Genomic DNA, 23,844 nt, shown 5'->3' with positions numbered 1-23,844 from the left:
TCTTAGCCCTCCGCGGTCGCGCCGCGGACGTGGAGGGCTGAGCTCAGGTTCGTCCCGTTCAGGTCAAGGTAAATCTGACGTTCGGTGACCGTCAGGGTCACGGAGTTACGGCGTTCGATCACCCGGACGGCGTCGTCGATGAACCCCGGGTCGAAACTGAAGACTTCGATCTTGTCGATGTCATGAATGCGCTTGCCTGCCCAGGGTGCGGTCACCTTCGCCGGATCACGATGGGTGTAGACAACGGTGCGGTCGGCGAGGCGGCTGCCGTAATGCATCCGTTCGGCGTCTGGTGCACCCACTTCGATCCATGCGGTGATCATGCCGGTGAGATCGCGAGCGAGCACTGCTGGTTCGTCCGTTGACGAGAGCCCCTCGCTGAATGCGATCCCCTCGCCGTACTCGAGGCAGTAGGCGAGCAGACGGGTCACCATGTACGCGTCCGTCTCTGAGGGATGCCGCGCGACACGGAGCGAGAAGTCGTCGTAGACGCCGCGATCTGTGTCGGCCAACTGCACTGTGAATGTGTGGATCATTGCGCCGATTGCCATAGCTGTTGAGCCTACGCGGCCCGGTCTGTGTGTTCTCACCTGGCTGTCAGAACAGCATCGGGGCTGAGTGTGTGGGGGCAGACGAAAGTACGGATGTCGGCCGGTTCAGCTGTCGTGTCGGATGCGCATCATTGGAGTGCCGTGCATCGAGTCCGTGCATGCGGATGAGCGGACGTGCCCTCTTCGCCAGCCATTGCCGGTAGGGCTTCGGCGCTTCGGAGGTGGACCCGGGGTAGAGGCCGCGGTACGACGACATGAGTTCCGGATGCTCGCGCTCCAGCCACTGCATGAACCAGGGTTTCACTCCCGTGCGCAGGTGCAGAGCGCCGTAGATGACGTGGTCGGCTCCGGTGTCTTTGATGCGCCGCAGCGCATGATCGATGGCCTCAACAGAGTCGGTCAGATGTGGCAGAACCGGCATGAGGAAGACGCCGACGCGGAATCCGGCATCCGTCAATGCACGCACAGTGTCCAGGCGCGCCTGTGTCGACGGTGTGCCCGGCTCGATCGAATGTTGCAGTTCATCGTCATACATCGCGATCGACATCTGAATATCGATGGACACGTGTTTCGCGGCATCCACCAGTAACGGGATGTCGCGACGGATCAGCGTTCCCTTCGTGAGAATCGACATCGGCGTGCCTGATTCCGCTAGCGCGCGGATGATGTCGGGCATGAGTTTGTAGCGACCCTCGGCGCGCTGATAGGGGTCGGTGTTCGTTCCCAGTGCCACGCTGTCGTGCTGCCAGGTGCCGCGGCGCAGTTCTTTCTGCAGGACCTCGGCGACATTCGTCTTCACGACGATCTGTGAGTCGAAATCACCGCCGCCGTCGAGGTCGAGATACTCGTGTGTTCCCCGAGCGAAGCAGTAAACACACGCATGGCTGCAGCCGCGGTAGGGGTTGATCGTCCACGAGAACGGCATCCGTGATCCGGCGGGCACACGGTTCAGCGCAGACTTGGCAAGCACCTCGTGAAAGGTCATGCCGGCGAACTCCGGCGTAGTCACTGATCGGACGATTCCCGTGCGGTTCTCCATGCCAGGCAGCGCCGCGGCATCCGCGTCGTCGATCGTTTGTCCCTGCCATCTCATAGTATGAATTCGAACAAATAAACGAGATTAAGTCAAGAGGGGGTGAGAGTTATGTTCGAGTAAATGTTAAGCGACAATGGGATGATGAGTGATGCAGCGCAGCCCCGGCATGCGTCGCGTCGACCCTCGTCGTTGAAGTTCGCACTGCCCATCGGGTTGGCAATCACCGCGCTCGGTGCGCTGTGGGCGATCGCCGACGATCCGGGTTTCAGCGCCCCTGAGCTCCCGCCCATGCCGATCGCTGCCGCGCATTTGCCGGTGATCGACGTCGCCGCGGTCACCGCCGCCGACCCATGCTCGAGCCCGGCGGTCATCGATGCGCTTGCTGCCGGTGATGATGAGGCGGTCATCGCTGCGTTCGGCGACGGCTTGGCATTTCGGGATGCCGTCGTGGTGGGTAACGCTCCATGTATCTCTCTCACCGATCCTGCGCGGCGGTGGGTCATCGTCAACAAGTCGCTCTCGCTGAGTCCCATCGACTATCAGCCTGCTTCGCTGGGACGGGCAGCGGTCGAAGCGACGACGCCGTCCGACCTGTTGCGTGAGGACACAATCGCGGCCGTCAATGAGATGGCCACGGCGCTGAGTCAGGCTGGCGCCGGTGTTTTGGGGATGAATAACGGCTATCGCTCCTACCGGCTCCAAGTCGCGACGCACTCCGGCCATGTGAGTGCCCGCGGCCAGGATGGTGCCGACCAGATCTCGGCCCGTCCGGGGTTCAGCGAGCACCAGACCGGCCTGTCGCTGGATGTCGTTGCCTGCAGCAATGGCTGCGGTGAGATCGAAGCCTTCGGCGATACGGCCGAGTCGGCGTGGATTGCCGAGCACGCGTGGGAACACGGTTTCATCGTCCGTTACGAGGACGGTGTTTCAGACACCACGGGTTACGTGCCAGAGCCCTGGCATCTGCGCTACATCGGTCCGGCGCTCGCGGCCGCCTATCACGAGAGCGGATGCCACTCGCTGGAGGAGTTCTTCGGGCTGCCCGCTGCGCCCGACTACGTCCACTGATGTCTGTTCTGTGGCATCCCACAAACCCGGCACGCAGTCCCATTGATCGTGAGATGCATTCTCACAAGCCTCTGCTCAAGCATCCATCGTCCGGCATAGAATCGCGGGAGCAACGACGCCACAACCGTTCGGGAGGACGACATGGAACGCGACATCTACGAAGAAGATCACGACGCCTTTCGCGAGCTGGTCAAGGACTTCGTCAAGCGTCACGTGAGCAACGAGAGCATTGAGAAGTGGGATGCCGCGGGCGAGATCGACCGCGAGACCATGCTCGCCGCGGGCGAGGCCGGGATCATCGGCCTCTCCGTCCCGGAAGAGTTCGGCGGTGCGGGCATGCTGCAGGACTACCGCTTCCGCACGATCGTGAACGAAGAGGTCATCGGCGCAGGCGCCGGTTCGCTGGCGGGTGCCTTCGGCATTCAGGACGATCTGGCAGTTCCCTACCTCGTGCACATGGGCACGCAGGAGCAGAAGGAGAAGTGGCTGCCGCGGATGGCGACCGGCGAGATCCTCGGTGCTCTGGCGATGACCGAGCCGGGCGCCGGCAGCGACCTGCGCGGCATCAAGACCACGGCGAAGAAGACCGATGGCGGCTACATCGTCAACGGCGCGAAGACGTTCATCTCGTCCGGCAAGACTGCCGATATCGTCGTCACCTTCGTCAAGACCGGTGAGGGAAACCGACCCGACGCATTCAGCCTTGTCATCATCGAAAACGGCATGGAGGGCTTCGATCACGGCAAGAAGCTCAACAAAATGGGTTCGCACGGCCACGACACCGCTGAGCTGTCGTTCAGCGATGTGTTCGTTCCGGAGGAGAACCTCATCAGTGGGCAGGAAGGTCAGGGCTTCCTGCAGCTGATGATGAACCTGCCTTTGGAGCGCCTGTCGATCGGCATTGCCGCTGCATCTGCATCGCAGGCGGCGTTCAAGTGGACCGTCGATTACACGAAGGACCGCGAGGCTTTCGGCGAGCGGATCATCGACTTCCAGAACACGCGGTTCAAGCTCGCCGACGTCGCCACCACGGTCGATGTGATGTGGGCATACCTCGACCGCGCCCTGCTGGCGTACAAGGACAAGAAGCTCACGGGCGAAGAGGCCGCGAAGATCAAGTTCTGGACGACCGAGCGCGAGTGGGAGATTCTCGATACCTGCGTGCAGCTGCACGGTGGCTACGGGTACATCACTGAGTACCCGATCGCGAAGGCATTCCTCGACGCCCGGGTGCACCGCATCTACGGCGGCACTAACGAGATCATGCGCGAGATCGTCGGGCGTCAGATCGCCGGGAAGCGCTGATTCTCTGAGCTGCTCCGGTGGCACGGTTATCGCTACCGGAGCAGCAGATTCCCGCGAGACTTCACGAATGTCACCATTTGCGGGCGATTTAGAGACATTGGTGAAGTTTCGCGGGCTGTTAGAGCAGCGTGATGAAGATCGCGGCGGATGCTGCGAGCAGCACAACGATGAATACGACGTCGCGGGTGCGGAAGGGTACGAGGTACCGCTCCGTACGAGTGGGGTAGGCGCCGAAGGCGCGGGCATCCATCGCCAGAGCCACGCGCTCGGCGTGACGGATAGCACCGGCCAGCAGCGGCACGATGTACCCCCAGCCGCGAGCAATGCGGGCAAAGGGTCCGCGTCCACCCCACAGGCCGCCCGCGCTGTGACCGCGCACGCGATGCGCAGCCCGGATCACACTCAGCTCGTACCCGAATCGGGGCACGAAGCGGTAGGCAGCCAGCGCCGTGTAGCCGATCCGGTACGGCACCCGCAATTGTTGGATGCTGGCACGAACGAGGTCAGGACCGGTCGTGGTGAGTCCGCCGATGAGCGCGAGCGCGAGGATCGCACCCAGGCGCAGCGCCGTGGCGAAGCCGACCTGCAGCGCGCCGCTGAACAGGATCCAGTTGCCGATCTGCAACAGCGCGGCCGTATCGTCGACGCTGGCCGCATCCACCCAGAGCGAGAATCCGACTCCGACTGCGCTGATTCCGAGGGGCAGTACGAGAAACAGCAGAGCCGCGGAGCGCCAGGTGATGCGTGCGCCGACAAGGATCACGGCGTATGCGAGCACGAGGAAGGATGCCGGGATCGCAAGGTCGCGCACGAATACGAGAGCGACCATCGCCGGTGCGACCGCCGCGACCTTCGACAGCGGATTGAGTCGGTGCAGGAAGCGCCACGACGGCGCGGGAACTCCCGGTGTGTACGGATCGATCGTCTTCGTGGGGGAGGTGATGGTGGTCATCGCACACCCTCGGTGAGCAGGCCGCGCATCTGCGGAGACAGTGCGCGATGCAGGACCGGCAGTCGCAGCCCGGCGGATTCGAAGAGCGAGTCAGTCGCGAACAGCTCGGCGGTGGGGCCAGAGGCGTGGAGGCGTCCGTCGTTGAGGATCACCGTGTGGGTGGCGTGCTCGGCGACGAGCTGCAGATCGTGAGTGACGATGATGATCGTCGTACCCTCGGCGCGCAGCTCGCTGAGCAGGTGCAGCAGTTCAGCTGCCCGGGCGCGGTCTTGTCCGAACGTGGGTTCGTCCAGTGCGAGCACGCGCGGGCGGGTGATGAGTGCCGTGCCCACCGAGAGACGTCGCTTCTCGCCGCCGGAGAGGAGGAACGGATGCACGTCTGCCTTCTCGGTCAGGCCGAATCTCTGCAGCAGCTCGCCCACGCGATCGGCGATCTCCGCCGCGGACGGTTTCGTGGGGTGCGACCATGCTTGGCGCAGTCCGTGCGCCAACTCATCGAACACGGTGTGCGCGATGAACTGATGTTCAGGATTTTGGAACACAAAACCGATGCGAGAGACGAGATCGCCCGGCGACGCGGTGGCGGGATCGAGGCCATCGATCGAAACACGCCGCTTCGGTGGCGGAACCACGCCCGCAAGAGCCTGGATGAGCGTGGTCTTCCCGGCGCCGTTGGCTCCGACGATCGCGGTGAGGGAGCCCGCCGGGATGTCCAGGTCGATGCCGTGCAGGATTTCGTGGCGGCCGCGCTTCACTTTCAGACCGCGGGCGCGGATGACACTGGTCGAAGTCGCCTCCGGCTGGCCCGGATGCACGGTCGAAGTCGCCTCCGGCCGGGCCGGATGCAGGGCCGATGCGCGGATGTCGGGGGAAACCTCGGCGTGTTGCCCTGCAGGTGTGATTTCTCCCTGCAAGTGTGCCGTCGGGATGCCGGAGGTCAGTGCGGCCAGCTCGTCCGGGGTCAGCGGGAGCGGGGTGTGCGGAGGCAGGATGCCGCGCTCGCGCAGTGTCCGTCCTGCCAGAGTCGCTGCAGGCAGCCAGACACCCATGTCGATGAGTTCTTCGGTGTTTCCGCGGAGGATCTCATCGACCGGACCGTCGAAGGCCAGCCGGCCCTGCTGATCGAGCACGATGGTCCGGGTGACGAAGCGCATGGCGGCATCGAGATTGTGCTCCACGAGGATGACTGCCCGATCGCCGACCGAGACCAGATCGCTGAGGGCGTCGTACACATCGTCGATGCCCTGCGGGTCCAGGTTCGCGGTCGGTTCATCGAGCACGATCAGCGCAGACCCGGTTGCGATGGCGCAGGCGATGGCCAGGCGTTGGCGTCCGCCGCCGGACAGCCGGTCGGGGTTCTCGTTGCGTCGCTCCCAGAGGCCCACCCGGCGCAGCGCGAGTTCTGCGCGTTCGAGCACCTCGTCGACGGGAACAAGCAGGTTCTCGAGCGCGAAGGCGACTTCGTCGAACAGTGTGCCGGTGACCAACTGCGCGTCGGGGTCTTGGAAGACCATCGCCACTGAGGTGCTGAGTTCTGCGACCGGGGTGTCGATCGTGCTGCGCCCCGCGACGTCGACGGTGCCGGTCACTTTTGCCGGGATTGACTGCGGGATCAGACCGTTCAAAGCGAGTGTCAGGGTGGACTTGCCGGATCCGCTCGGGCCGAGGAGGAGGATCACTTCGCCCGGATGCACGTCGAAGGTGACGTTGCTCGGGGAAGGACGCTCAGCACCAGAGTGGGTCAGCGAGAGGTTACGCACGCGAAGCAGAGGTGTGCGCACGGCAACCCTTCGGCAAGCTCAGGGACGGCAGTCCCGGTGAAACGGTACGAGTATAGGTTAGCCGACCCTTACCTGGCGCGCACCACCGGGTTGACTCAGACCCGGATGACGCCAGCGCGGCGCAGCGCGGATCCGATGCCGAGTCCGATAACCGTCCACAGCACCGGGCCGAGAATGAAGAGGACGACGAAGCCGATGTTGCCCCAGAGCGGGAAAGAGCCGACGTCGAACGCGAACCAGAGGGGGACGGCGATAACGACGCCAGTGACAGCGGCGGACAGCAGGAACCGCCATGCTTCCCAATGGCGGTAGCGCAGCAGAGCGGAGACGCCCTCCTGTACTCCGCCGAAGACGACAGCGGCCAAGATGTAGCGTCCGGCCATGGCAGGTACGAATGCGATACCGATGAGCGCTGCGATCGCGTGCGTGATCAGGGCGACCCAGGGAGCGCGGAGCACCTGCTGTGCGATCACACCGGGGAGGGCATGGAATCCGAGTACGAGTCCGTACAGTGGCACCGCACCGAGTGCGACGACAACGTGCAGACCCGCCCACGCTGCGGAGACGAGGCCGGTCGCGACGCCGATGGCCGCGCAGACGAGGAGCACTCGGGTCGACAGCACACGGGTTTTCGGCACAGGATCAGCCTACTGTCGCGCGGCTACACCCGGCTTCGCAGCATCCCGGAACAAAACATCCCTGTCCCAGCTGCCGGCATGCCCGGCGCGAGGTCCTAGATCCGTCGATGCCGTGGTTTCAACACCACGCGCGGCAGTTCCGGGGCGGGGATGCGCTCGGTGCCGTGGGTGACGACATGACCGAAACGCTGTGCCGACGCATCCGGATTCTCCCAGTCGGCACGCGCACTGGCGATCTCGTCGTGCGTGCGAGCGGCGAAATTCCACCACATGATGAGGTCTTCTTCGAACGGCTCACCACCGAGCACGAAGAGCAGCGCACCATCGGTCGTCGACACATCCACGTGTTCGCGCGAGTCTCCGAGATAGAGCATCTCGTTGCGGGCCAGGGGCTGCTCGGCGACCGAGATGTCACCGTCGACGAGGATGATCGCGTGCTCCCACGCAGGATTGAGCGGCAGCGTGACGCGACCGCCGGCGGGGACCGAGATCTCCGCCCCGACGATCGGCGTGTGCACGGTCGCGGGTGAGCGCATTCCGGCGAACTCACCGAGCACGATCGTCGCTGTGGCATCCGCGCCCTCGGTGGCGGGAAGTCTCACCTCAGGCAGCGAAGTGTGCTGCTCGAAGCCGGGCGCACCATGGCGCGCTGACTCCGGCAACACAACCCAGAATTGCAACGCATCGAGGGGGAGCGCCTCTTCACCGAGCGAATACTCGGAGTGCGAGATGCCGTTGCCCGCGGTCATGAGGTTCAGCTGTCCGCGTTTGAGGGTGACATCACTGTCCAGCGAATCGCGGTGGCGCTGCTCGCCCACCAGGGGCCAGGTCACCGTCTGCAAGCCGATATGCGGATGCGGTTCGACCCGCATGCGCACTTCGTCGGGGCCGAACCGGTCGAGGAAGCACCAGGCTCCGACCGTGGGCAGATCGCGGTTGGGAAGCGTGCGCAGCACCGTCATCGCGCGCACACCGCCGAGGGGGACTTCGCGCGGCTCGAGCGAGATCACGCGTTGCCCGATGGTCATGTGCCCGCCGCATCCACGGGGTCTGTGGGAAGCTGCGGCCAGCGCACGGTTGCGCCCGCGACCTCGTTCTTCTTCAAGTAGCTCGCGATGTACGGGCAGTAGGGCACGATCGTGGCGCCTGAGGTCACAGCATCCGCCAGCGCATTCGAAGCGAGGATCGACGCCAATCCCTTGCCCTGAAAAGCCGGGTCGACTTCGGTGTGGGTGAACAGGATCTCGCCGTCCCGAAGCCGGAAGTCAGCGAAGCCGGCGAGAACGCCACCGAGATGGATCTCGTAGCGGGACGCCTCGTCGTTGCGGGTGACGGTGGGTTCATCAGTCATGGCTGCTCCTTCGCTGTGCTCCCACCCTAGAACAGGGCGCGGACACAGCGGCCGATCTGTGGAAAGACGCCCAGCGCTGTCAGCGCGGGTGGATACGCTGGAGGGATGCAACAGATTCCCGGTGACCCGTACGAGGACCTGCCGTGGGATGACCGGGCGCCCGAGCCGTGGGACGACGAGCAGCCCCCGGAGCCGATGGACTGGGAGCCTCAGGGGGCAGGCTACGAGCCGCCTTTGGATTGGGGGCCGGGCCCTGTTGCCACGGTGGGGGCTCCTGCCGCGGCATCCGCTGTTCGAAAGGCGGCGCCGTCGCGTTACGCGACCGCTGGCGAGGCCCTGCACACGGTCTTCGGTTATGACGCGTTTCGAGGTGACCAGGCGGCGATCGTCGATCAGGTGATCGGCGGTGGGGATGCTGTCGTGCTGATGCCAACCGGTGGGGGAAAGAGCATCACCTACCAGGTGCCCGCGCTCGTGCGAGAGGGCACCGGATTGGTGATCAGTCCGCTTATTGCTCTCATGCACGATCAGGTCGATGCGCTGCGCGCCAACGGCGTGAATGCCGGGTACCTGAACTCGACGCAGTCCGCATCCGAGCGTGCGGAGATCGAGCGCGCCTACATCGCCGGTGAACTCGACCTCATCTATGTTGCTCCCGAGCGGCTGTCGTCGCCGGCGACGACGCGACTGCTGCAACAGGGCGTGCTCAGCGTGATCGCCATCGACGAGGCGCACTGTGTGTCGCAGTGGGGGCATGATTTCCGCCCCGACTATCTGACGCTGGGCGACCTGGGCGAGCGGTTCCCTGGGGTTCCGCGGATGGCGCTGACGGCGACCGCAACACGCGCCACGCACAAGGAGCTCACGGAGCGTCTGCAGCTGGATTCGGCGAAGCATTTCGTCGCGAGTTTCGACCGGCCGAACATTCAGTACCGCATCGTTGCGAAGGTCGAACCGCGCAAGCAGCTGGTGGCATTTCTGCGGTCGCAGCCCGAGGGATCTGCCGGCATCGTCTATGCGCTGAGTCGCAAATCTGTCGAGCAGACGGCGACGTATCTGGCCGCGCAGGGATTCGATGCATTGCCGTATCACGCGGGGCTCCCCGCTGATGTGCGCATGTCGAACCAGTCGCGATTCTTGCGTGAGGACGGCGTCGTCATGGTCGCGACGATCGCCTTCGGAATGGGCATCGATAAGCCGGACGTGCGTTTCGTGGCGCATATCGATCTGCCGAAATCCGTCGAGGGCTACTACCAGGAGACCGGTCGTGCCGGGCGAGACGGTGAGCCGTCGGTGGCGTGGATGGCATACGGGCTCGGTGACGTGGTGCAGCAGCGGCGCCTGATCGATAAGAGCCCGGGCGATCGCACGTTCAAGATGCGGATGGGTCAGCACCTCGACGCGATGCTGGGGCTGTGCGAGACGGTCGAGTGCCGTCGGCAGAACCTGTTGAACTACTTCGGTCAGCGCTCCGGGGCGTGTGGGAACTGCGACACGTGCCTCGAGAAGCCGGAGACGTTTGACGGGTTGGTTCCGGCGCAGAAGCTGCTGTCGACGATTGTTCGGCTCAAGCGCGAACGGAATCAGGCTTTCGGCGCGGGGCACCTCATCGACATTCTGCGTGGGACGTCAAACGATCGCGTTCGCCAGCAGAAGCATGACGGCCTGGCCACGTACGGGATCGGCGCAGACCTCTCGGATCAGGACTGGCGCAGTGTTGTGCGGCAGTTGCTGGCCCGGGGCATCCTCGTGGCGCAGGGAGATTACGGAACGCTCGCGCCGGGTGGCGCGGCCGGGGGAGTGCTCAGCGGCGAGATGGCTGTGCCGCTGCGTAAAGACACGATCGGACGCGTCAGCGCGAGTCGTGCGCGTAAGGCGTCGGCAGCATCGGATGCTGTGGCCGAGGGTGACCGTTCGCTCTTCGAAGCCCTGCGGGTCTGGCGTGCGGAAACGGCCAAGGAGATCGGCAAGCCCGCGTACATCGTGTTCGGCGATGCGACGCTGCGGGCGCTCGCCGAGTTGCGTCCGGCGTCGCTGGCCCAGCTCGACGGGATCACTGGCATCGGCGAGAAGAAGCGTGAAGCATACGGGGATGCCGTGCTCGCCGTGGTCGCTGCGAACTGACGCACAACGGCGATAACGATTTCATTTCGGTTCGAGGGGGCGGACAGGCGCGCGTTCACAAGGAGCTTCACGCGAAGTTCATCTGAAAGGGTGTCTAAAACCTGAGAATCTGCTGGACACTTTCTTAGGAAATAGACCATACTTGCAGGACACGAGCTCTGTCGGCATGCGTCGACGCCTGGGGAGGGTCTTGTGACGCGTACTTAGTCCGCATCACGGGAGGGGCAGTAAGTGGTTAATAAGAGGAGAGCTCTGCGAAAGCGGAGATTCGTGGCGATCGCGACGGCAACCGCCGTGGTCGCAGGAAGTGCCTTCGGCGCCAGCGGCGCAGTCGCCGCACCCACCGATGATTCTGAGGCGCTCGGCCAGGTCATCAGAACCGAACTGCTGGGCGGGGGACTTCTCGATGTCTCGCAGGCTGTCAGCGGCAACCCGAGCGACGTCGGGCCTGAGGTCACGCCGCTCGATCTCACCCTTCTCGAGGGCTTGACTGTCGACCTCGGCGGCGGTCTTCAGCTTCCGCTGATTTCGACGCCAGCCGCGGCTGGATTGCTGGATCTTGGTGAACTCGGAGCCCTGAGCTCGTTCGCCGGATCGCCGACGGCGAATACATCTACGGCAAGCGCGGGTGCGTTGGGTGCAGATGGGGCAATCGCCACCGACATCAACAACCCTGGTGCCTACGGCAATGCCACGGTCAACCTCACCGACTTGCTCACGCAGCTCGGTGTCGCCGGCGTCACCGACCTCATCGTCGACAACCTCGCGCTCGAGGTCGGCGCTGTCGCGTCGACTGCGACTGCAACCGGTACCGCGACCGGAGTCGACTTCGCGCCAGAATATGTCGTAGCTGACGCAGGCCTGGAGATCTCCAGCCCCCTCGTCGGTGGAGTCAGTACCGGACTCGACGGCGTGCTGAACAGTGTCGGGGACACACTGAACGCAGCTGTTGGTGCTGGCGGAGTCCTGGACTCCGTCGTCGGGGCGGTGGACCTTGACCTCGGCATCCCGCTCCTTCTCAACATTGCGATCGGCGGCGGAAGCGTCGAGCTTGTCGGTCTCGATGACGCGATCACCGCGGCGAGCAACACGCTTATCAATGAGCCCCTTGCGGACCCGAACGGCATCGTCTCGATCGATCTTGCGAGCGGCCTCGTCTCGGTCGATCTAGCCAAGGTCGTAAACGGTCCCGCGGCGACGGATCTGAACGGGCTCCTCCCGAACACGCCGGTGCTCAACGACGCCACGATCGCTACGATCACGACGGCGGTCGCAGACGCGCTCGGCACGCTGACCACGAAGGTTACGACGGTGGTCACCGATCTGGTAAACAACCTCGGCGTTCACATCGAACTGGGCGCGGAATTGTCGGTTGCGCTCCTCACCGCCGACCTCGATGTGACGGTCGATGCGACGCTCGGTCAGCTGACCGGTGCGCTTCCTGGGGACCCGGTCGTGGACGTTGTCGGCGATCTGCTAGGGATCGATATCGGTACACTCCTCGGCCTGATTACGACCCCGGTGATCGACCTGCTGGTGGACGGCCTCGCTCCGGTTATCAACACACTGCTCACCACGATCACAACGGGCCTCGCCCCGACGGTCAACGGCATCGTGAACCCGGTTCTTACGGGGCTCGCTCCGGTTCTGGACGCGCTGAACGAAGTCGTGGAGATCACGATCAATGAGCAGCCGACAGAGAAGACACCGGTTGAAGAGGGCTACCTCGGCGCCGAGTCGTTCACGGTGAATGCAATCAGCCTGGAGCTGCTGCCCAGCCTGAACGCTCTGAATCTGGATCTGGGCTCATCGACGGTGCGAGCGGATGATCTCGTTTTCACTCCGGTTCTGGATGCGTCGAGCCCGGTTGTTGCGGGTTCGGACACGACGGTGACGTCGACGGGTTGGCCGGCAGACACGGCTGTGACCGTGCAGATCGAGGATGCGGACGGCAACGTTGTCGCTGGTCCGATCACGGTCACGACTGACGCTGATGGCGCGTTCCCGGCGGACACGGTTCTGACCGTTCCTGCGGATGCTGCTGCTGGTGACTACACGGTTGTCGGTACGGACGCGGATGGAAACACCGCTGAGGACACCATCACGGTCGAGGCAGTTGTCTTCACTCCGGTTCTGGATGCGTCGAGCCCGGTTGTTGCGGGTTCGGACACGACGGTGACGTCGACGGGTTGGCCGGCAGACACGGCTGTGACCGTGCAGATCGAGGATGCGGACGGCAACGTTGTCGCTGGTCCGATCACGGTCACGACTGACGCTGATGGCGCGTTCCCGGCGGACACGGTTCTGACCGTTCCTGCGGATGCTGCTGCTGGTGACTACACGGTTGTCGGTACGGACGCCGCGGGTAACACGGCGTCTGACACGATCACGGTTGAGGCTGCTGCGGCAGCTGACGCCGCGGCGACTGCTGATGCTGATGTGAACGCGAACGCGGCGGCTTCGGCTTCTGCTTCGGCGAACGCGGATGACGACAGCAATGCTTCGGCTCAGGTTGCGGCTCAGGCTGCTGCTCAGGCGGATGCGTCGACGACGGCTTCGGCTGCGGCGGATGCAACGGCTTCGGCTGCGGCTGATGTTGCGGCGACGGCGACGTCGTCGGCTGATGCTTCGGCTGATGTCACGACCGACGCGAACGCTTCGGCTGCGGTTGCTGCTCAGGCTGCTGCTCAGGCGGATGCGTCGTCGACGACGAGTGCTGATGCGACTGCTGCGGCAGATGCGGACGCGGGTTCTGCGGCAAGCGTTGCTTCTACGGCAACGTCGTCTGCTGATGCCTCTGCGGCTGCGGCTGCGGATGCTGCTGCTGACCCGGATGCTTCGGCAACGACGGACGCTACTGCGACGGCTGATGTGAACGCGAACGCGGCGGCTTCGGCTTCTGCTTCGGCGAACGCGGATGACGACAGCAATGCTTCGGCTCAGGTTGCGGCTCAGGCTGCTGCTCAGGCGGATGCGTCGACGACGGCTTCGGCTGCGGCGGATGCAACGGCTTCGGCTGCGGCTGATGTTGCGGCGACGGCGACGTCGTCGGCTGATGCTTCGGCTGATGTCACGACCGACGCGAACGCTTCGGCTGCGGTTGCTGCTCAGGCTGCTGCTCAGGCGGATGCGTCGTCGACGACGAGTGCTGATGCGACTGCTGCGGCGGACGCGAACGCTGCTGCTGCAGCTGACGCTGCTTCGACGGCTACCTCGTCGGCTTCTGCATCGGCCACGGCCGCGGCAGACTCGTCGGCTTCGGCCGCTGCTGACCCGGCAGCTGCAGCGTCGACCACGGCAACTGCCACAGCTGACGCCGACTCGTCTGCCACGACTGATGTGAACGCAAATGCTTCGGCATCCGCGTCTGCGTCAACGAACGCGGATGACGACAGCAACGCTTCGGCTCAGGTTGCGGCGCAGGCTGCGGCTCAGGCGGATGCATCGACCACGGCTTCGGCTGCGGCGGATGCCTCGGCTCAGGCTGCGGCTCAGGCTGCTGCTACCGCAACCGCTTCGGCGGATGCTTCCACGGATGCAACGGTGAACGCGAACGCGTCGGCTGCGGTTGCTGCTCAGGCTTCGGCCCAGGCAGACAACTCGTCGAACTCGAACGCTGCTTCCACCGCAACGGCGAACGCGAATGCTTCGGCATCTGCGAGCGCAGCGTCTACGGCGACGGCATCTGCGGACGCTTCGTCTGACGCGGCGGCGTCGGCTTCGGCCAGTGCTTCGTCGAACGCAAGTGGTAGTAGCTCGGCCTCTGGTTCAAGCGATGCGGACGCTAACGCGAACGAACTCGGGATCACCGTCAAGGCGCCTGTGCTCGAGCGTGGCGACAAGCAGACTGCAATCGGTACCGGCTTCAAGGCAGGCGAGGTCGTCACCGGTGTGATGAACTCCGCCCCGCTGGCACTCGGCACCCAGGTGGCGAATGCGGAAGGTACCGTGACGTTCACTTGGACGATCCCGGCAGGCACCGATCTCGGCAACCACTCGGTGACTCTCACCGGTGCGGAATCCGGTTCGGTTTCTGGCACGTTCAAGGTCGTCGCAGATGGACTGGCGGCAACCGGTGGCGAGCCCACGATGGGATGGGTTGCGCTCGGTGCGCTGCTCGTCATGCTGGGGATCGGCACCGCGCTGATCGCTCGCAACCGTCGCACCCGGATGCACGCAGAGTAAAGCAATGACACTGTAGAGGTCGGGGCCGCCTTGGTGGTGGTCCCGACCTCTCGGTGATGATAGGGAACGGTCGCGCATGACGACGAAACGAAATGAAGAACCTGTCGATATGACGGAGGACGCCACACCATCTGCATCCGCCGCCGTGCGACCGTACCCGAAGCCGACGTGGGTGGTGCGCCTGATCGCGCTCATCGCCTGTTTGTTCTGTCTTTGGCACGTGGCAGCGTCGTTCCTGTGGATCGCACCCCCGTCAGCACTGCGTGAGATCCCTACGCAGAAGGTGCTGTCTGCCTACATGCTTCCGATGTTCGGCCAATCATGGAGCGTGTTTGCGCCCGAGCCGATCAACGGCGACTACCACTTCAACGTACGTGCCGTCATCGACGTAGACGGTGAAGACGTCACCACCGGATGGGTGAGCGCCACAGATGTGGAGCTCTCAATGATCCAGTACAACCTGTTTCCTCCCCGCGCCGGAGTCCAATCTACCGAGGTAGCGAGCGGACTGGCAGGCGCCTACAACAAGCTCAACGCAGAGCAGCAGGCTGTCGTCGCACTCGATTTCGCCAAGGACGGCTGGGAAGACTGGATGGTGGGATCCTTCGACAAGCTCGAAGACGGCCCGTCCACCGTGACGTATATGGAGCAGGAACACCTGTCCACGGCATACGCCACACAAGTCGCTTATGCGATCTGGGGAAGTGACGTGCTTCAAGTGCAGTACCGTGTCAGCCGGCAGAATGTCGTACCGTTCGCCGAGCGCAACGACGCTGCAGCGCAACGCCCAGAACCGAGTATATCGACCACGGGTTGGCGAGCTCCGGTGGAAGAGCCCGGCCAGAGTCGTGACAATTTTGGTGACGTGTTCCGCGCGCAGTTCGAGAGGACCCAGGGATGACGGCCACTAAGACCGAGGCGTCGACCGGCCAGGTCGTCCCTGTGAGTACACGGGTGCTCACCTTTGCCGGCAGTATGATCGCGGGCCTCTGGGCAATGGTGGTCTCAGCGATCGCGCAGATCAGCGGGTTCATCGAGCGTTTCCTCTACGACGGAAAGAAAGCGCTCTACGGACTCGCGGTGACCCGTATCCTCTTCGGCGTCACAGCGCTCGGCCTACTGGCAGCGAACTTTGGCACCCGGCTGTACACGTTCGGGTCCGGCTCGGCATGGAACGGCGAACTCGCCGAGCCCGTCAGCGACTTCCCGAAGATCTGGATCTTCAGTACGTTCCATGCGGCGATGGGCAACGACGTCCTTTACACGATGCTCTACCTGCTGCTTGGCGTGCTCGCGGTGCTCTTTGTCGCCGGCTGGCGCTTCCGCATCGTGCATCCGATCTTCTTCTGTATGTGGGTCGGTTTCATCGAGGCCAACGACATGGTCGGCGACCAGGGCGACAACATGTTCCGGATCGCGCTCCTATTGCTGTTCTTCGCCGATCCCGCCGCCCGCTGGTCTCTGGACGCGCGCCGGCGCGCCAAAAAGGGGGAGTGGTTCGCTCCCGGAAGCCAGCCAGCGCAGATCGGGACGGTGTTTCACAACCTCGCCCTGGTGGCGCTCACCGCGCAGGTCTGCTTCGTGTATGCATCCGGTGCGCTGTTCAAGGCCGGCGGAACGCCGTGGTCGGAGGGGTACGCGGTTTACAACCCGCTGCACACTGCTCGCTTCGGCACCTGGCCGGTGCTCAGTGATCTGGTGACCGCGTGGGGGCCGATGGTCGTCGCGTTCAGTTGGGGGTCGATCCTCCTGCAGGTCGCGTTCCCGCTGATGCTACTCACCCGACCGACACGGCTCATCGGGCTGATCGGGATCCTGTCGTTCCACATTGGCATCGGCGTTCTCATGGGACTGCCGTGGTTCTCGCTCACGATGATCGCTATTGACTCGATCTTCATCCGCGATCGCAGTTGGGAACGGCTCAGCGCCGGCACCGTGGCCCGGTGGAAGAATTCGAGTCGATTGCCGGTATCCACGCTCGTGACGTGACCGTACAGCCGCGTCGGAGCAGGGGGAACCAGAGCGTCCCCGCTCGCTAGAGTGGGAAGATGAATATGGCGCAACGCGTGACGGGAATCGTCGCCACGATCGTTGTACTCATCGTCGCGATCGGGACGATCCTTATCGTCTCGCCCCCAGGCACCCCACTGCGTAGCGAGGTCCGCGCCGTTGCGCTGCCGTACTTCGGGCAGACGTGGAAGATTTTCGCACCGAGTGTCATGAAAGCGAACCGTTCCCTCGAGTTTCGAGCCAGCTGGCGAGACGAGGGCGGGGATCTGGTCAAATCCGGATGGGTGAGCATCACTCAGATCGAGCAGCGAACAGTACAAGGAAATCCATTCCCTTCGCGTATCCAGAAGCCCGCGTGGAACGCTGCGGGGACCTTTCTTGAGCGTTACAACAAGCTGGATGCCGATCAGCGGACGCGCGTGCGTGACACCTTTATTGAGGTGGATGGCGACGACTTCCGACCGATCCCCACCGAAACGCTGGTCGAAGAGCTCGGGAAGGATGACGGCGATGTCATCCGCTACCTCCGCATGGACTACATGATGATGCGGGTGGCGACTCTTTTTGCGACCGCAGGGTTCAACGAGAAGATCGAACGAGTCCAGTGGCGCATAGTCAGCGAGCGTCCCAACGACTTCACACATCGCTTTGATGAAGAAGCGCAGTTCACGCCGTCCGTCACTACGTTCGGATGGCGTGAGTCCAACGTCGTGACCGCCCCTGATGTTGTGGCTGACTACCGCGCGCTCATTGAGCGCACCGGCGCGACATTCGAGTTCCAGGAGGCCATCCGTGAAGCTGAGTGATCGCTTCGACAGCTGGCTTGGGTGGCTTACCTCCGCATCGCACAACCTGCGCAGCTTTGCAGTGCTGCGTATCCTCTACGGGGTGGGGCTGCTGATCACGCTCGTCCCAAGCATTCCCGAACGCTCCCTGCTGTGGGGTACCGCATCTTTTTGGGTTGACCCTGAAGCGAAGCGTCGGGGCTTTTTCACCTTTGACACGTTGCTCCCTAAGGACAACCCGCTGGTGTTCGACATCGTATTTTTCCTGTTGATCGTGCTCGTGATCCTGTTTACGATCGGCTACCGCACGCGACTAGCCACCGTGTTGGTCCTGGTGCTCGTATTTGCCGTGCAAGCAAATAACCCGTACGTCCTTAACGGCGGCGACACTATTTACCGCATCACCTTGTTGTTCCTTATCTTCGCGAACCTCGGCGCGCACTTCTCGGTTGATTCGTGGCTGGCCAAGCATCGGGCATCACGCCGTGGAATTCGCAGGCGGCTTGTACCCGCGTATCTCGCAAATGCAGCTCACAACGCGGCTCTGGTCCTGTGCTGTTTCCAGATCATCATCATCTACGTCGTTTCGGGTATCTGGAAGCTTTCCGGCGATGAATGGTTGGGCGGGACGGCGCTCTTTTACTCGCTGCGCATCGACGCCTTCATGCTCTACCCCGCATTCAACGAACTGCTGTGGCAATCGTCCCTGGTCATCTACATTGCGACCTTCGTGGCGCTGTGGGTGCAGACGCTGTTCCCGATCGCGCTGCTCTGGCGTCCTAGCCGAATCTTCGTGCTTGTCTCGCTCGTGTTCATGCACGCGGGGATCGGCATTCTGCTCGGCCTCTGGCCGTTCTCCCTCGTGATGATCGCTCTTGACCTGCTCTTCATCCGCGACTCCACCTGGGTGAGCGTCACGGGTTGGCTCCGCTCGACGAAACTGGGTGCACTCATCGAAGAGAAGGTCGCAGAACGTGCACCCGCCCCCCGGCGGTCAACTGACTGAGTAAGCCTCGACGTTCACGCGCACGTTCGCTGCCCCACCCAATAATTTCGATACCGGGCAGCGGGCGTGCGCTGCCGCGAGCACGCGCTCGGTCTCGGCAGCATCCGCGCCTTCCACAGACAGATAGCCGTCTACGTGGAACTCGTAGCCAGACTCCTCTGAAGCGTGATGCAACTCGACCTCGACGCGCACGGCCGTCCGCGACTGGCGAGCAACAACAGCCTGCGCCGTAGCATTCAGGCACGTCGACCAGGCGAGCGCGAGAAGCTGCTCGGGGTTCGTGCCGGCAGGATCACGATCGGGATTCAACGGCGATGACACGGTCACGGTGAGCCCGTCGGGAATCTGGGCGACCCCATCGCCGCCGTCACGGTTGATTGCCTCGGTCCGGTACTTCATGCTCATATCTCAACTATAGTTGGACGCAGTACACCAACTCTGGGCGATGGGGCCGCGAGCAACGGAAGCGGCAGGCATCGATGGAATCAACGAGCACGACGATCGTCGAGTTCGACGACGTCACCAAAGACTACGGTCGGCGCGGCCAGCATCCGGCCCTCGACAGCATCGCCTTCGCCATCAAACGCGGTGAGATCTTCGGTGTCATCGGCGAGAGCGGCGCGGGCAAGACGACCCTTCTCGAACTCATCAACGGCCTCACCATCGCCGAACGCGGAGAAGTGCGCGTCGACGGCGCACCGGTCGCCGGTCGCACTCGCCGAGAACTGCGTGCACTCCGCCGCGATGTCGGCGTCGTCTTCCAGGGCATCCATCTGCTCAGCAGTCGCACGGTGCGCCAGAACGTCGAACTGCCCTTCACGATGTCGAAGACGCGAACAACCCGCGCCGAGCGACGTGCTGCCGTCGACGAGATGCTCGCCTTCGTCGGACTCACCCACCGCGCCGACCATTTCCCCGCCCAACTCAGTGGTGGCGAGAAACAGCGCGTCGGCATCGCCCGCGCACTCATCACCCATCCGGCCCTGCTGCTGTGCGACGAGCCCACCTCATCACTGGATGCCGCAACCACCGCCGAAGTGCTCAAAGTGCTCCTCGCGGCCCGAGAAAAGCTCGGCACCACCATCGTCGTCATCTCGCACGACCTCGACGTCGTCAAAGCGATCTGCGACCGCGCCCTGCTGCTCGAACGCGGCCGCATGCGCGCACTCTTCTCGGTCAACAAGAGCGACCTGAACGCGATGCCCAGCTACTACGAGCAGGTCAAGCGGGAGCTGATGTGATGACTTGGCTCACTGACCTGCTCGCCGAGTACGGCGAAGACATTGCCGAAGCCCTCGCCGAGACCGGATACATGATGATCGTCTCGCTCGCGGCGGCCGTGCTGCTCGGACTCCCGCTCGGGATGCTGGTGTTCCTCACCCAGCGCGGCGGCATCGCAGAGAACCGGCCAGTCTGGTCGACGGCGAACATGTACATCAACATCGTCCGCTCCTTTCCGTTCCTGCTCCTGGTGGTCTTCCTCATCCCCTTCACCCGCACGGTGATCGGCACTAGCTTCGGCACCCAAGCCGCAACGCTGCCGCTGTGCTTCGTCGCTGTCGCGATCTACGCGCGTCTGGTCGAGCAGATCCTGCGGGAGATCCCGCCGGGCATCTCCCGCGTCGCCGTAGCCATGGGAGCCACGCTCCCGCAGGCAGTCTGGCGCGTGCTGCTGCCGGAGGCGCGCTCGGGCCTGGTCTACGCACTCACCTCGGCCGCGATCAGCCTGCTGTCGTACTCCACCGTGCTCGGCGTCGTCGGAGGCGGCGGCATCGGCGACTTCGCCATGCGCTACGGCTACCAGGAGTACAACGACGCCCTCATGTACATCACCATCGCGATCATCGTCGTCTGCGTGCTCGCGATCCAAGCGGTCGGCCACCGCACCTCCGAGCGGCTCGACCACCGCTGACAAGCGCCCGCCACCACGCACAGCACTGCACCTCATATAGAGAGAAGGAATCATGCGAGCTCCTCGCCTCGGCATCCTCGCCGCAACCCTCGGCCTCACCGTCGCACTCGCCGGCTGCACAGCATCCGGAACGGCAACCGGCGAAACGGATGCCGCACCCGCCGAACCCACCATCCTTAAAGTCGCGGCCGTCACCGCTCCGATGACCGACGTCGTCGAGGCTGCTGGCGAAGCGATCGAAGACGGCTTTGAGATCGAACTCGTCGAGGTGTCCGACTATGTCACGGCGAACACGATCGTCAACGACGGAGAGGCATACGCGAACTTCTCGCAGCACGAGCCGTACATGCAGGAGTTCAACGCCGGCAACGACGGAACCCTCGTCGCTGTGCAGCCGGTCTACAACTTCGTCATCGCGTTCTACTCGAAGACGCTCGACGACATCGCCGACTTGCCCGACGGCGCCACCGTGGCCGTGCCGAACGACGCCTCGAACCTCGGTCGTGCGCTCAAACTCCTTGACGCGAACGACGTAATCACCCTGGAAAGCGGCGTCGACCCGTACGCGGCGACGATCGATGACATCGCCGAGAACCCGAAGAACGTCGAGTTCCTCGAGGTGCCGATCAGTTCGCTCAACGCCGCTTATGAAGAGGCCGACCTCGTCTACCAGTGGCCCTCGCACATTTCGGCGCTGGGCCTGAATCCGGAAGACGACGGGCTCATCACCGAGCTCGACGACCGGTTCGCGCTGTACGTCGCCGTGCGCGGTGAGGATGCTGACAGTGAAGCCACCGCAGCGCTCAAGGCGGCATTCGCCAGCGATGAGGTGCGCGAGGTCATCGAGTCCAACGGCACCATCGACGTAGCGTTCTAAGCACGCCGACACAGCGCGCCGAACAGCACGCCGAAACAGCGCAGACTGTGGCCTGGTGACAACAGCACCGGGGCACAGTCTGCGTTGTCGTTGGAGGACTTGCACAGCCCGCTTGGGTGAGCGTTGGAGGACTCCTACGGTTGAAGCATCCTTACTTCTCTCTGAGGGGAAAACCATGGTCGACGCCGCTGTCCGCACTTCGAAGAACACCGATGCCGCAGACGACACTCCGCGCATTGATGTCGCGCGCGTTAATGATCTGCTGCTGGGCACCTGGGCCGACACGCGCCGCACCGCCCGCGAGATGATCAAGGACCCGGCCTTCTGGCGCATCGATGATCTCGGCAAGGACGAACACCGCGAGCGCGTGCTCAGCCAGCTGCACCTGCTCGTCGAGAACAAGTCCGTGCACCGCGCTTTTCCGAAGGCTTTCGGCGGCGAAGAGAACAACGGCGCGAACATCTCCGGCTTCGAAGAGCTCGTCGCCGCCGACCCGAGCCTGCAGATCAAAGCCGGCGTGCAATGGGGGCTGTTCGGCTCAGCGATCCACCAGCTCGGTACGGACGAACACCACCGGAAGTGGCTGCCCGGAGTGATGGATCTGTCCATCCCCGGCGCGTTCGCGATGACCGAGATCGGGCACGGATCGGACGTGGCATCCGCCAGCACGACCGCCACCTACGATCCCGAGACCGAAGAGTTCGTCATCAACACTCCGTTCCGCGCAGCGACGAAGGAGTTCCTCGGCAACGCCGCCCTGCACGGCATCGCGGCCACCGTCTTCGCGCAACTGATCACGAACGGTGTCAGCCACGGCGTGCACTGCTTCTACGTGCCGCTGCGCGGCGACGACGGGAACGATCTTCCCGGAATCACCCGTGAGGACGACGGGCTCAAGGGCGGGCTGAACGGCATCGACAACGGCCGGCTCTCGTTCGACAACGTTCGTGTCCCGCGTACGAACCTGCTCAACAAGTACGGCGATGTCGCCGTCGACGGCACCTACACGAGCCCGATCGACAGTCCCGGCCGCCGCTTCTTCACGATGCTCGGCACCCTGGTGCAGGGCCGCGTTTCGCTCGATGGCGCGGCGTCGTGGGCATCCGCCCTCGCCCTGCACATCGCCATCACGTATGCGACCCAGCGCCGCCAGTTCGATGGCGCCGACGGGCAGGAGGTCCTGCTGCTCGACTACGGCAAGCACCAGCGCCGCCTGCTGCCCCGCTTGGCTACCACCTACGCGCAGATCTTCGCGCACGACGAGTTCCTGCAGAAGTTCGACGGCGTCTTCTCGGGCCGCACCGACACCCCGGATGACCGCGAAGACCTCGAAACGCTGGCCGCAGCGCTCAAGCCGCTGTCGACCTGGCATGCGCTGGACACCCTGCAGGAGGCCCGCGAAGCCTGTGGCGGTGCCGGGTACATGTTCGAGAACCGTCTCGTCGGCCTCCGGCAGGACCTGGACATCTACGTCACGTTCGAAGGCGACAACAACATCCTGTTGCAGCTGGCTGGCAAGCGGCTGCTCACCGATTTCGCCGCGCAGTTCAAGGACAAGGATGCTGCCGCCCTCGCGAAGTATGCGGTCGGGCACACCGCGGGCAAGGTGTTCCACGGCGCGGGGCTTCGCCGCTTCGGCCAGAACATCGCCGATTTCGGATCGACCGCGCGTTCGGTGGAGAACGGGCTGCGCGCTGACCAGCAGCACGAACTGCTCGCCGACCGCGTGCAGCAGATGGTCGCGGACATCGCCGGACGCCTGCGCCCGGCGGGCAAGGACCGGGTCCTCGGCGAGAAGCTCTTCAACGAGAATCAGGCAGACCTCATCGAAGCGGCGCGTGCGCACGGCGAGCTGCTGCAGTGGGAGGCCTTCACGGATGCCGTGAACAGTATCCCCGACGAGGACACCCAACAGGTGCTGACGTGGTTGCGTGACCTGTTCGGTCTGCAACTGATCGAGAAGCACCTCGCCTGGCACATCATCAACGGCCGGCTGTCGACGCAGCGCGCGGCCGCCGTGTCGAGCTACATCGACCGGCTGTGCCTGCGGCTTCGTCCGCACGCGCTCGACCTGGTCGGGGCATTCGGCTACGAGCCCGAGCACGTGCGCGCACCGATCGCGAGCGGTATCGAGCAGCAGCGCCAGGACGAGGCGCGGGCGTACTACGCCGATCTCGAAGCATCCGGCACAGCCCCGATCTCGGAGAAGGCGATGAAGAAGAAGGCGAAGGGCTGACGGCGTCGGAGGCCCGCCATACCCTGG

The 23,844-nt window shown here is 64.0% G+C and carries 20 protein-coding genes; 12 read left to right on the top strand and 8 right to left on the bottom strand.

Translation table 11 applies throughout. From position 1 onward, the window contains the following. Window positions 1–2: 2 nt before the first annotated feature. Both ACW5CM_RS06840 and ACW5CM_RS06835 read right to left on the bottom strand, forming a co-directional pair. Entirely contained in the window at window positions 3–551 is a 549-nt protein-coding gene (locus tag ACW5CM_RS06840; protein WP_438252891.1) for a YaeQ family protein, read from the bottom strand. Window positions 552–597: 46 nt separating this feature from the next. Next, complete coding sequence (locus ACW5CM_RS06835) at window positions 598–1,644, bottom strand: Rv2578c family radical SAM protein (protein ID WP_438252892.1); 1,047 nt, start codon at window positions 1,642–1,644, stop codon at window positions 598–600. A gap of 84 nt (window positions 1,645–1,728) precedes the next feature. On the opposite strand from ACW5CM_RS06835, the gene ACW5CM_RS06830 reads away from it, so the two are divergent. Beyond that, window positions 1,729–2,655, top strand: a complete 927-nt coding sequence (locus ACW5CM_RS06830; RefSeq protein WP_457124584.1) for a M15 family metallopeptidase — start codon at window positions 1,729–1,731, stop codon at window positions 2,653–2,655. Window positions 2,656–2,796: 141 nt separating this feature from the next. Continuing rightward, a complete protein-coding gene (locus tag ACW5CM_RS06825) occupies window positions 2,797–3,960 on the top strand; it encodes an acyl-CoA dehydrogenase family protein (protein ID WP_438252894.1) in 1,164 nt (387 codons plus the stop codon). A gap of 118 nt (window positions 3,961–4,078) precedes the next feature. On the opposite strand, the gene ACW5CM_RS06820 is transcribed toward ACW5CM_RS06825, so the two are convergent. The 5 genes from ACW5CM_RS06820 to ACW5CM_RS06800 form a co-directional block, all read right to left on the bottom strand. Beyond that, window positions 4,079–4,912, bottom strand: a complete 834-nt coding sequence (locus tag ACW5CM_RS06820; RefSeq protein ID WP_457124583.1) for an energy-coupling factor transporter transmembrane component T family protein — start codon at window positions 4,910–4,912, stop codon at window positions 4,079–4,081. Then, window positions 4,909–6,693: an ABC transporter ATP-binding protein gene (locus ACW5CM_RS06815; RefSeq protein WP_457124582.1), complete on the bottom strand. Its 1,785-nt coding sequence runs from the start codon at window positions 6,691–6,693 to the stop codon at window positions 4,909–4,911. Before ACW5CM_RS06815 ends, ACW5CM_RS06820 begins: the two co-directional genes overlap by 4 nt. Window positions 6,694–6,788: 95 nt before the next feature. Next, entirely contained in the window at window positions 6,789–7,331 is a 543-nt protein-coding gene (locus ACW5CM_RS06810; RefSeq protein ID WP_438252897.1) for an ECF transporter S component, read from the bottom strand. A 95-nt stretch (window positions 7,332–7,426) separates the two neighbouring features. Further along, a complete protein-coding gene (locus ACW5CM_RS06805) occupies window positions 7,427–8,359 on the bottom strand; it encodes a pirin family protein (RefSeq protein WP_457124581.1) in 933 nt (310 codons plus the stop codon). After that, the gene (locus ACW5CM_RS06800; RefSeq protein WP_457124580.1) at window positions 8,356–8,682 is read right to left on the bottom strand and encodes a GNAT family N-acetyltransferase; all 327 of its coding nucleotides are present in this window, start codon (window positions 8,680–8,682) and stop codon (window positions 8,356–8,358) included. Before ACW5CM_RS06800 ends, ACW5CM_RS06805 begins: the two co-directional genes overlap by 4 nt. Before the next feature lie 105 nt (window positions 8,683–8,787). Here ACW5CM_RS06800 and recQ point away from each other — a divergent pair, with 105 nt between their 5' ends. From recQ to ACW5CM_RS06770, 6 genes are all read left to right on the top strand, one after another. Further along, window positions 8,788–10,806 (top strand): DNA helicase RecQ, encoded by a 2,019-nt coding sequence (recQ, locus tag ACW5CM_RS06795; RefSeq protein ID WP_457124579.1) that lies wholly within the window; start codon window positions 8,788–8,790, stop codon window positions 10,804–10,806. A 270-nt stretch (window positions 10,807–11,076) separates the two neighbouring features. Beyond that, complete coding sequence (locus ACW5CM_RS06790; protein ID WP_457124578.1) at window positions 11,077–14,991, top strand: choice-of-anchor G family protein; 3,915 nt, start codon at window positions 11,077–11,079, stop codon at window positions 14,989–14,991. Between the two features lie 76 nt (window positions 14,992–15,067). Continuing rightward, window positions 15,068–15,892 (top strand): DUF5819 family protein, encoded by an 825-nt coding sequence (locus tag ACW5CM_RS06785; RefSeq protein WP_457124577.1) that lies wholly within the window; start codon window positions 15,068–15,070, stop codon window positions 15,890–15,892. Then, entirely contained in the window at window positions 15,889–16,980 is a 1,092-nt protein-coding gene (locus ACW5CM_RS06780) for an HTTM domain-containing protein (RefSeq protein ID WP_457124576.1), read from the top strand. The genes ACW5CM_RS06785 and ACW5CM_RS06780 overlap by 4 nt, the downstream gene beginning before the upstream one ends. Window positions 16,981–17,039: 59 nt before the next feature. After that, on the top strand, window positions 17,040–17,807 hold the full coding sequence (locus ACW5CM_RS06775; protein ID WP_457124575.1) for a DUF5819 family protein: 768 nt from the start codon (window positions 17,040–17,042) through the stop codon (window positions 17,805–17,807). Further along, window positions 17,752–18,792 carry an HTTM domain-containing protein gene (locus tag ACW5CM_RS06770; RefSeq protein WP_457124574.1) on the top strand — a complete coding sequence of 347 codons (1,041 nt, stop codon included), beginning with the start codon at window positions 17,752–17,754 and terminating at the stop codon, window positions 18,790–18,792. The genes ACW5CM_RS06775 and ACW5CM_RS06770 overlap by 56 nt, the downstream gene beginning before the upstream one ends. On the opposite strand, the gene ACW5CM_RS06765 is transcribed toward ACW5CM_RS06770, so the two are convergent. Beyond that, on the bottom strand, window positions 18,781–19,197 hold the full coding sequence (locus tag ACW5CM_RS06765) for an OsmC family protein (protein WP_457124573.1): 417 nt from the start codon (window positions 19,195–19,197) through the stop codon (window positions 18,781–18,783). The genes ACW5CM_RS06770 and ACW5CM_RS06765 overlap by 12 nt on opposite strands. A gap of 74 nt (window positions 19,198–19,271) precedes the next feature. Between ACW5CM_RS06765 and ACW5CM_RS06760 the strand changes: the two genes are divergently transcribed. The 4 genes from ACW5CM_RS06760 (at window position 19,272) to ACW5CM_RS06745 (ending at window position 23,817) form a co-directional block, all read left to right on the top strand. Continuing rightward, window positions 19,272–20,033, top strand: a complete 762-nt coding sequence (locus tag ACW5CM_RS06760; protein WP_457124572.1) for a methionine ABC transporter ATP-binding protein — start codon at window positions 19,272–19,274, stop codon at window positions 20,031–20,033. Then, window positions 20,033–20,704, top strand: a complete 672-nt coding sequence (locus ACW5CM_RS06755) for a methionine ABC transporter permease (protein ID WP_439255659.1) — start codon at window positions 20,033–20,035, stop codon at window positions 20,702–20,704. The genes ACW5CM_RS06760 and ACW5CM_RS06755 overlap by 1 nt, the downstream gene beginning before the upstream one ends. 52 nt (window positions 20,705–20,756) lie before the next feature. Continuing rightward, window positions 20,757–21,581 (top strand): MetQ/NlpA family ABC transporter substrate-binding protein, encoded by an 825-nt coding sequence (locus ACW5CM_RS06750; RefSeq protein WP_457124571.1) that lies wholly within the window; start codon window positions 20,757–20,759, stop codon window positions 21,579–21,581. Window positions 21,582–21,756: 175 nt separating this feature from the next. Further along, a complete protein-coding gene (locus tag ACW5CM_RS06745) occupies window positions 21,757–23,817 on the top strand; it encodes an acyl-CoA dehydrogenase family protein (RefSeq protein WP_457124570.1) in 2,061 nt (686 codons plus the stop codon). The last annotated feature ends 27 nt before the right edge of the window (window positions 23,818–23,844 follow it).

The organism is Microbacterium wangyouchuni, assembly GCF_054072595.1.
The sequence above is the reverse complement of the archived record's forward strand: the minus strand, read 5'-3'. Positions and strand labels throughout refer to the sequence as shown.

Coding starts and splice junctions, on each gene's coding strand:
- ACW5CM_RS06825 (WP_438252894.1), top strand. CDS start 2,797: ATGGAACGCGACATCTACGAAGAAGATCACGACGCCTTTCGCGAGCTG.
- ACW5CM_RS06745 (WP_457124570.1), top strand. CDS start 21,757: ATGGTCGACGCCGCTGTCCGCACTTCGAAGAACACCGATGCCGCAGAC.
- ACW5CM_RS06760 (WP_457124572.1), top strand. CDS start 19,272: ATGGAATCAACGAGCACGACGATCGTCGAGTTCGACGACGTCACCAAA.
- ACW5CM_RS06775 (WP_457124575.1), top strand. CDS start 17,040: ATGAATATGGCGCAACGCGTGACGGGAATCGTCGCCACGATCGTTGTA.
- ACW5CM_RS06800 (WP_457124580.1), bottom strand. CDS start 8,682: ATGACTGATGAACCCACCGTCACCCGCAACGACGAGGCGTCCCGCTAC.
- ACW5CM_RS06785 (WP_457124577.1), top strand. CDS start 15,068: ATGACGACGAAACGAAATGAAGAACCTGTCGATATGACGGAGGACGCC.
- ACW5CM_RS06750 (WP_457124571.1), top strand. CDS start 20,757: ATGCGAGCTCCTCGCCTCGGCATCCTCGCCGCAACCCTCGGCCTCACC.
- ACW5CM_RS06780 (WP_457124576.1), top strand. CDS start 15,889: ATGACGGCCACTAAGACCGAGGCGTCGACCGGCCAGGTCGTCCCTGTG.
- ACW5CM_RS06755 (WP_439255659.1), top strand. CDS start 20,033: ATGACTTGGCTCACTGACCTGCTCGCCGAGTACGGCGAAGACATTGCC.
- recQ (WP_457124579.1), top strand. CDS start 8,788: ATGCAACAGATTCCCGGTGACCCGTACGAGGACCTGCCGTGGGATGAC.
- ACW5CM_RS06830 (WP_457124584.1), top strand. CDS start 1,729: ATGAGTGATGCAGCGCAGCCCCGGCATGCGTCGCGTCGACCCTCGTCG.
- ACW5CM_RS06820 (WP_457124583.1), bottom strand. CDS start 4,912: ATGACCACCATCACCTCCCCCACGAAGACGATCGATCCGTACACACCG.
- ACW5CM_RS06835 (WP_438252892.1), bottom strand. CDS start 1,644: ATGAGATGGCAGGGACAAACGATCGACGACGCGGATGCCGCGGCGCTG.
- ACW5CM_RS06805 (WP_457124581.1), bottom strand. CDS start 8,359: ATGACCATCGGGCAACGCGTGATCTCGCTCGAGCCGCGCGAAGTCCCC.
- ACW5CM_RS06765 (WP_457124573.1), bottom strand. CDS start 19,197: ATGAGCATGAAGTACCGGACCGAGGCAATCAACCGTGACGGCGGCGAT.
- ACW5CM_RS06840 (WP_438252891.1), bottom strand. CDS start 551: ATGGCAATCGGCGCAATGATCCACACATTCACAGTGCAGTTGGCCGAC.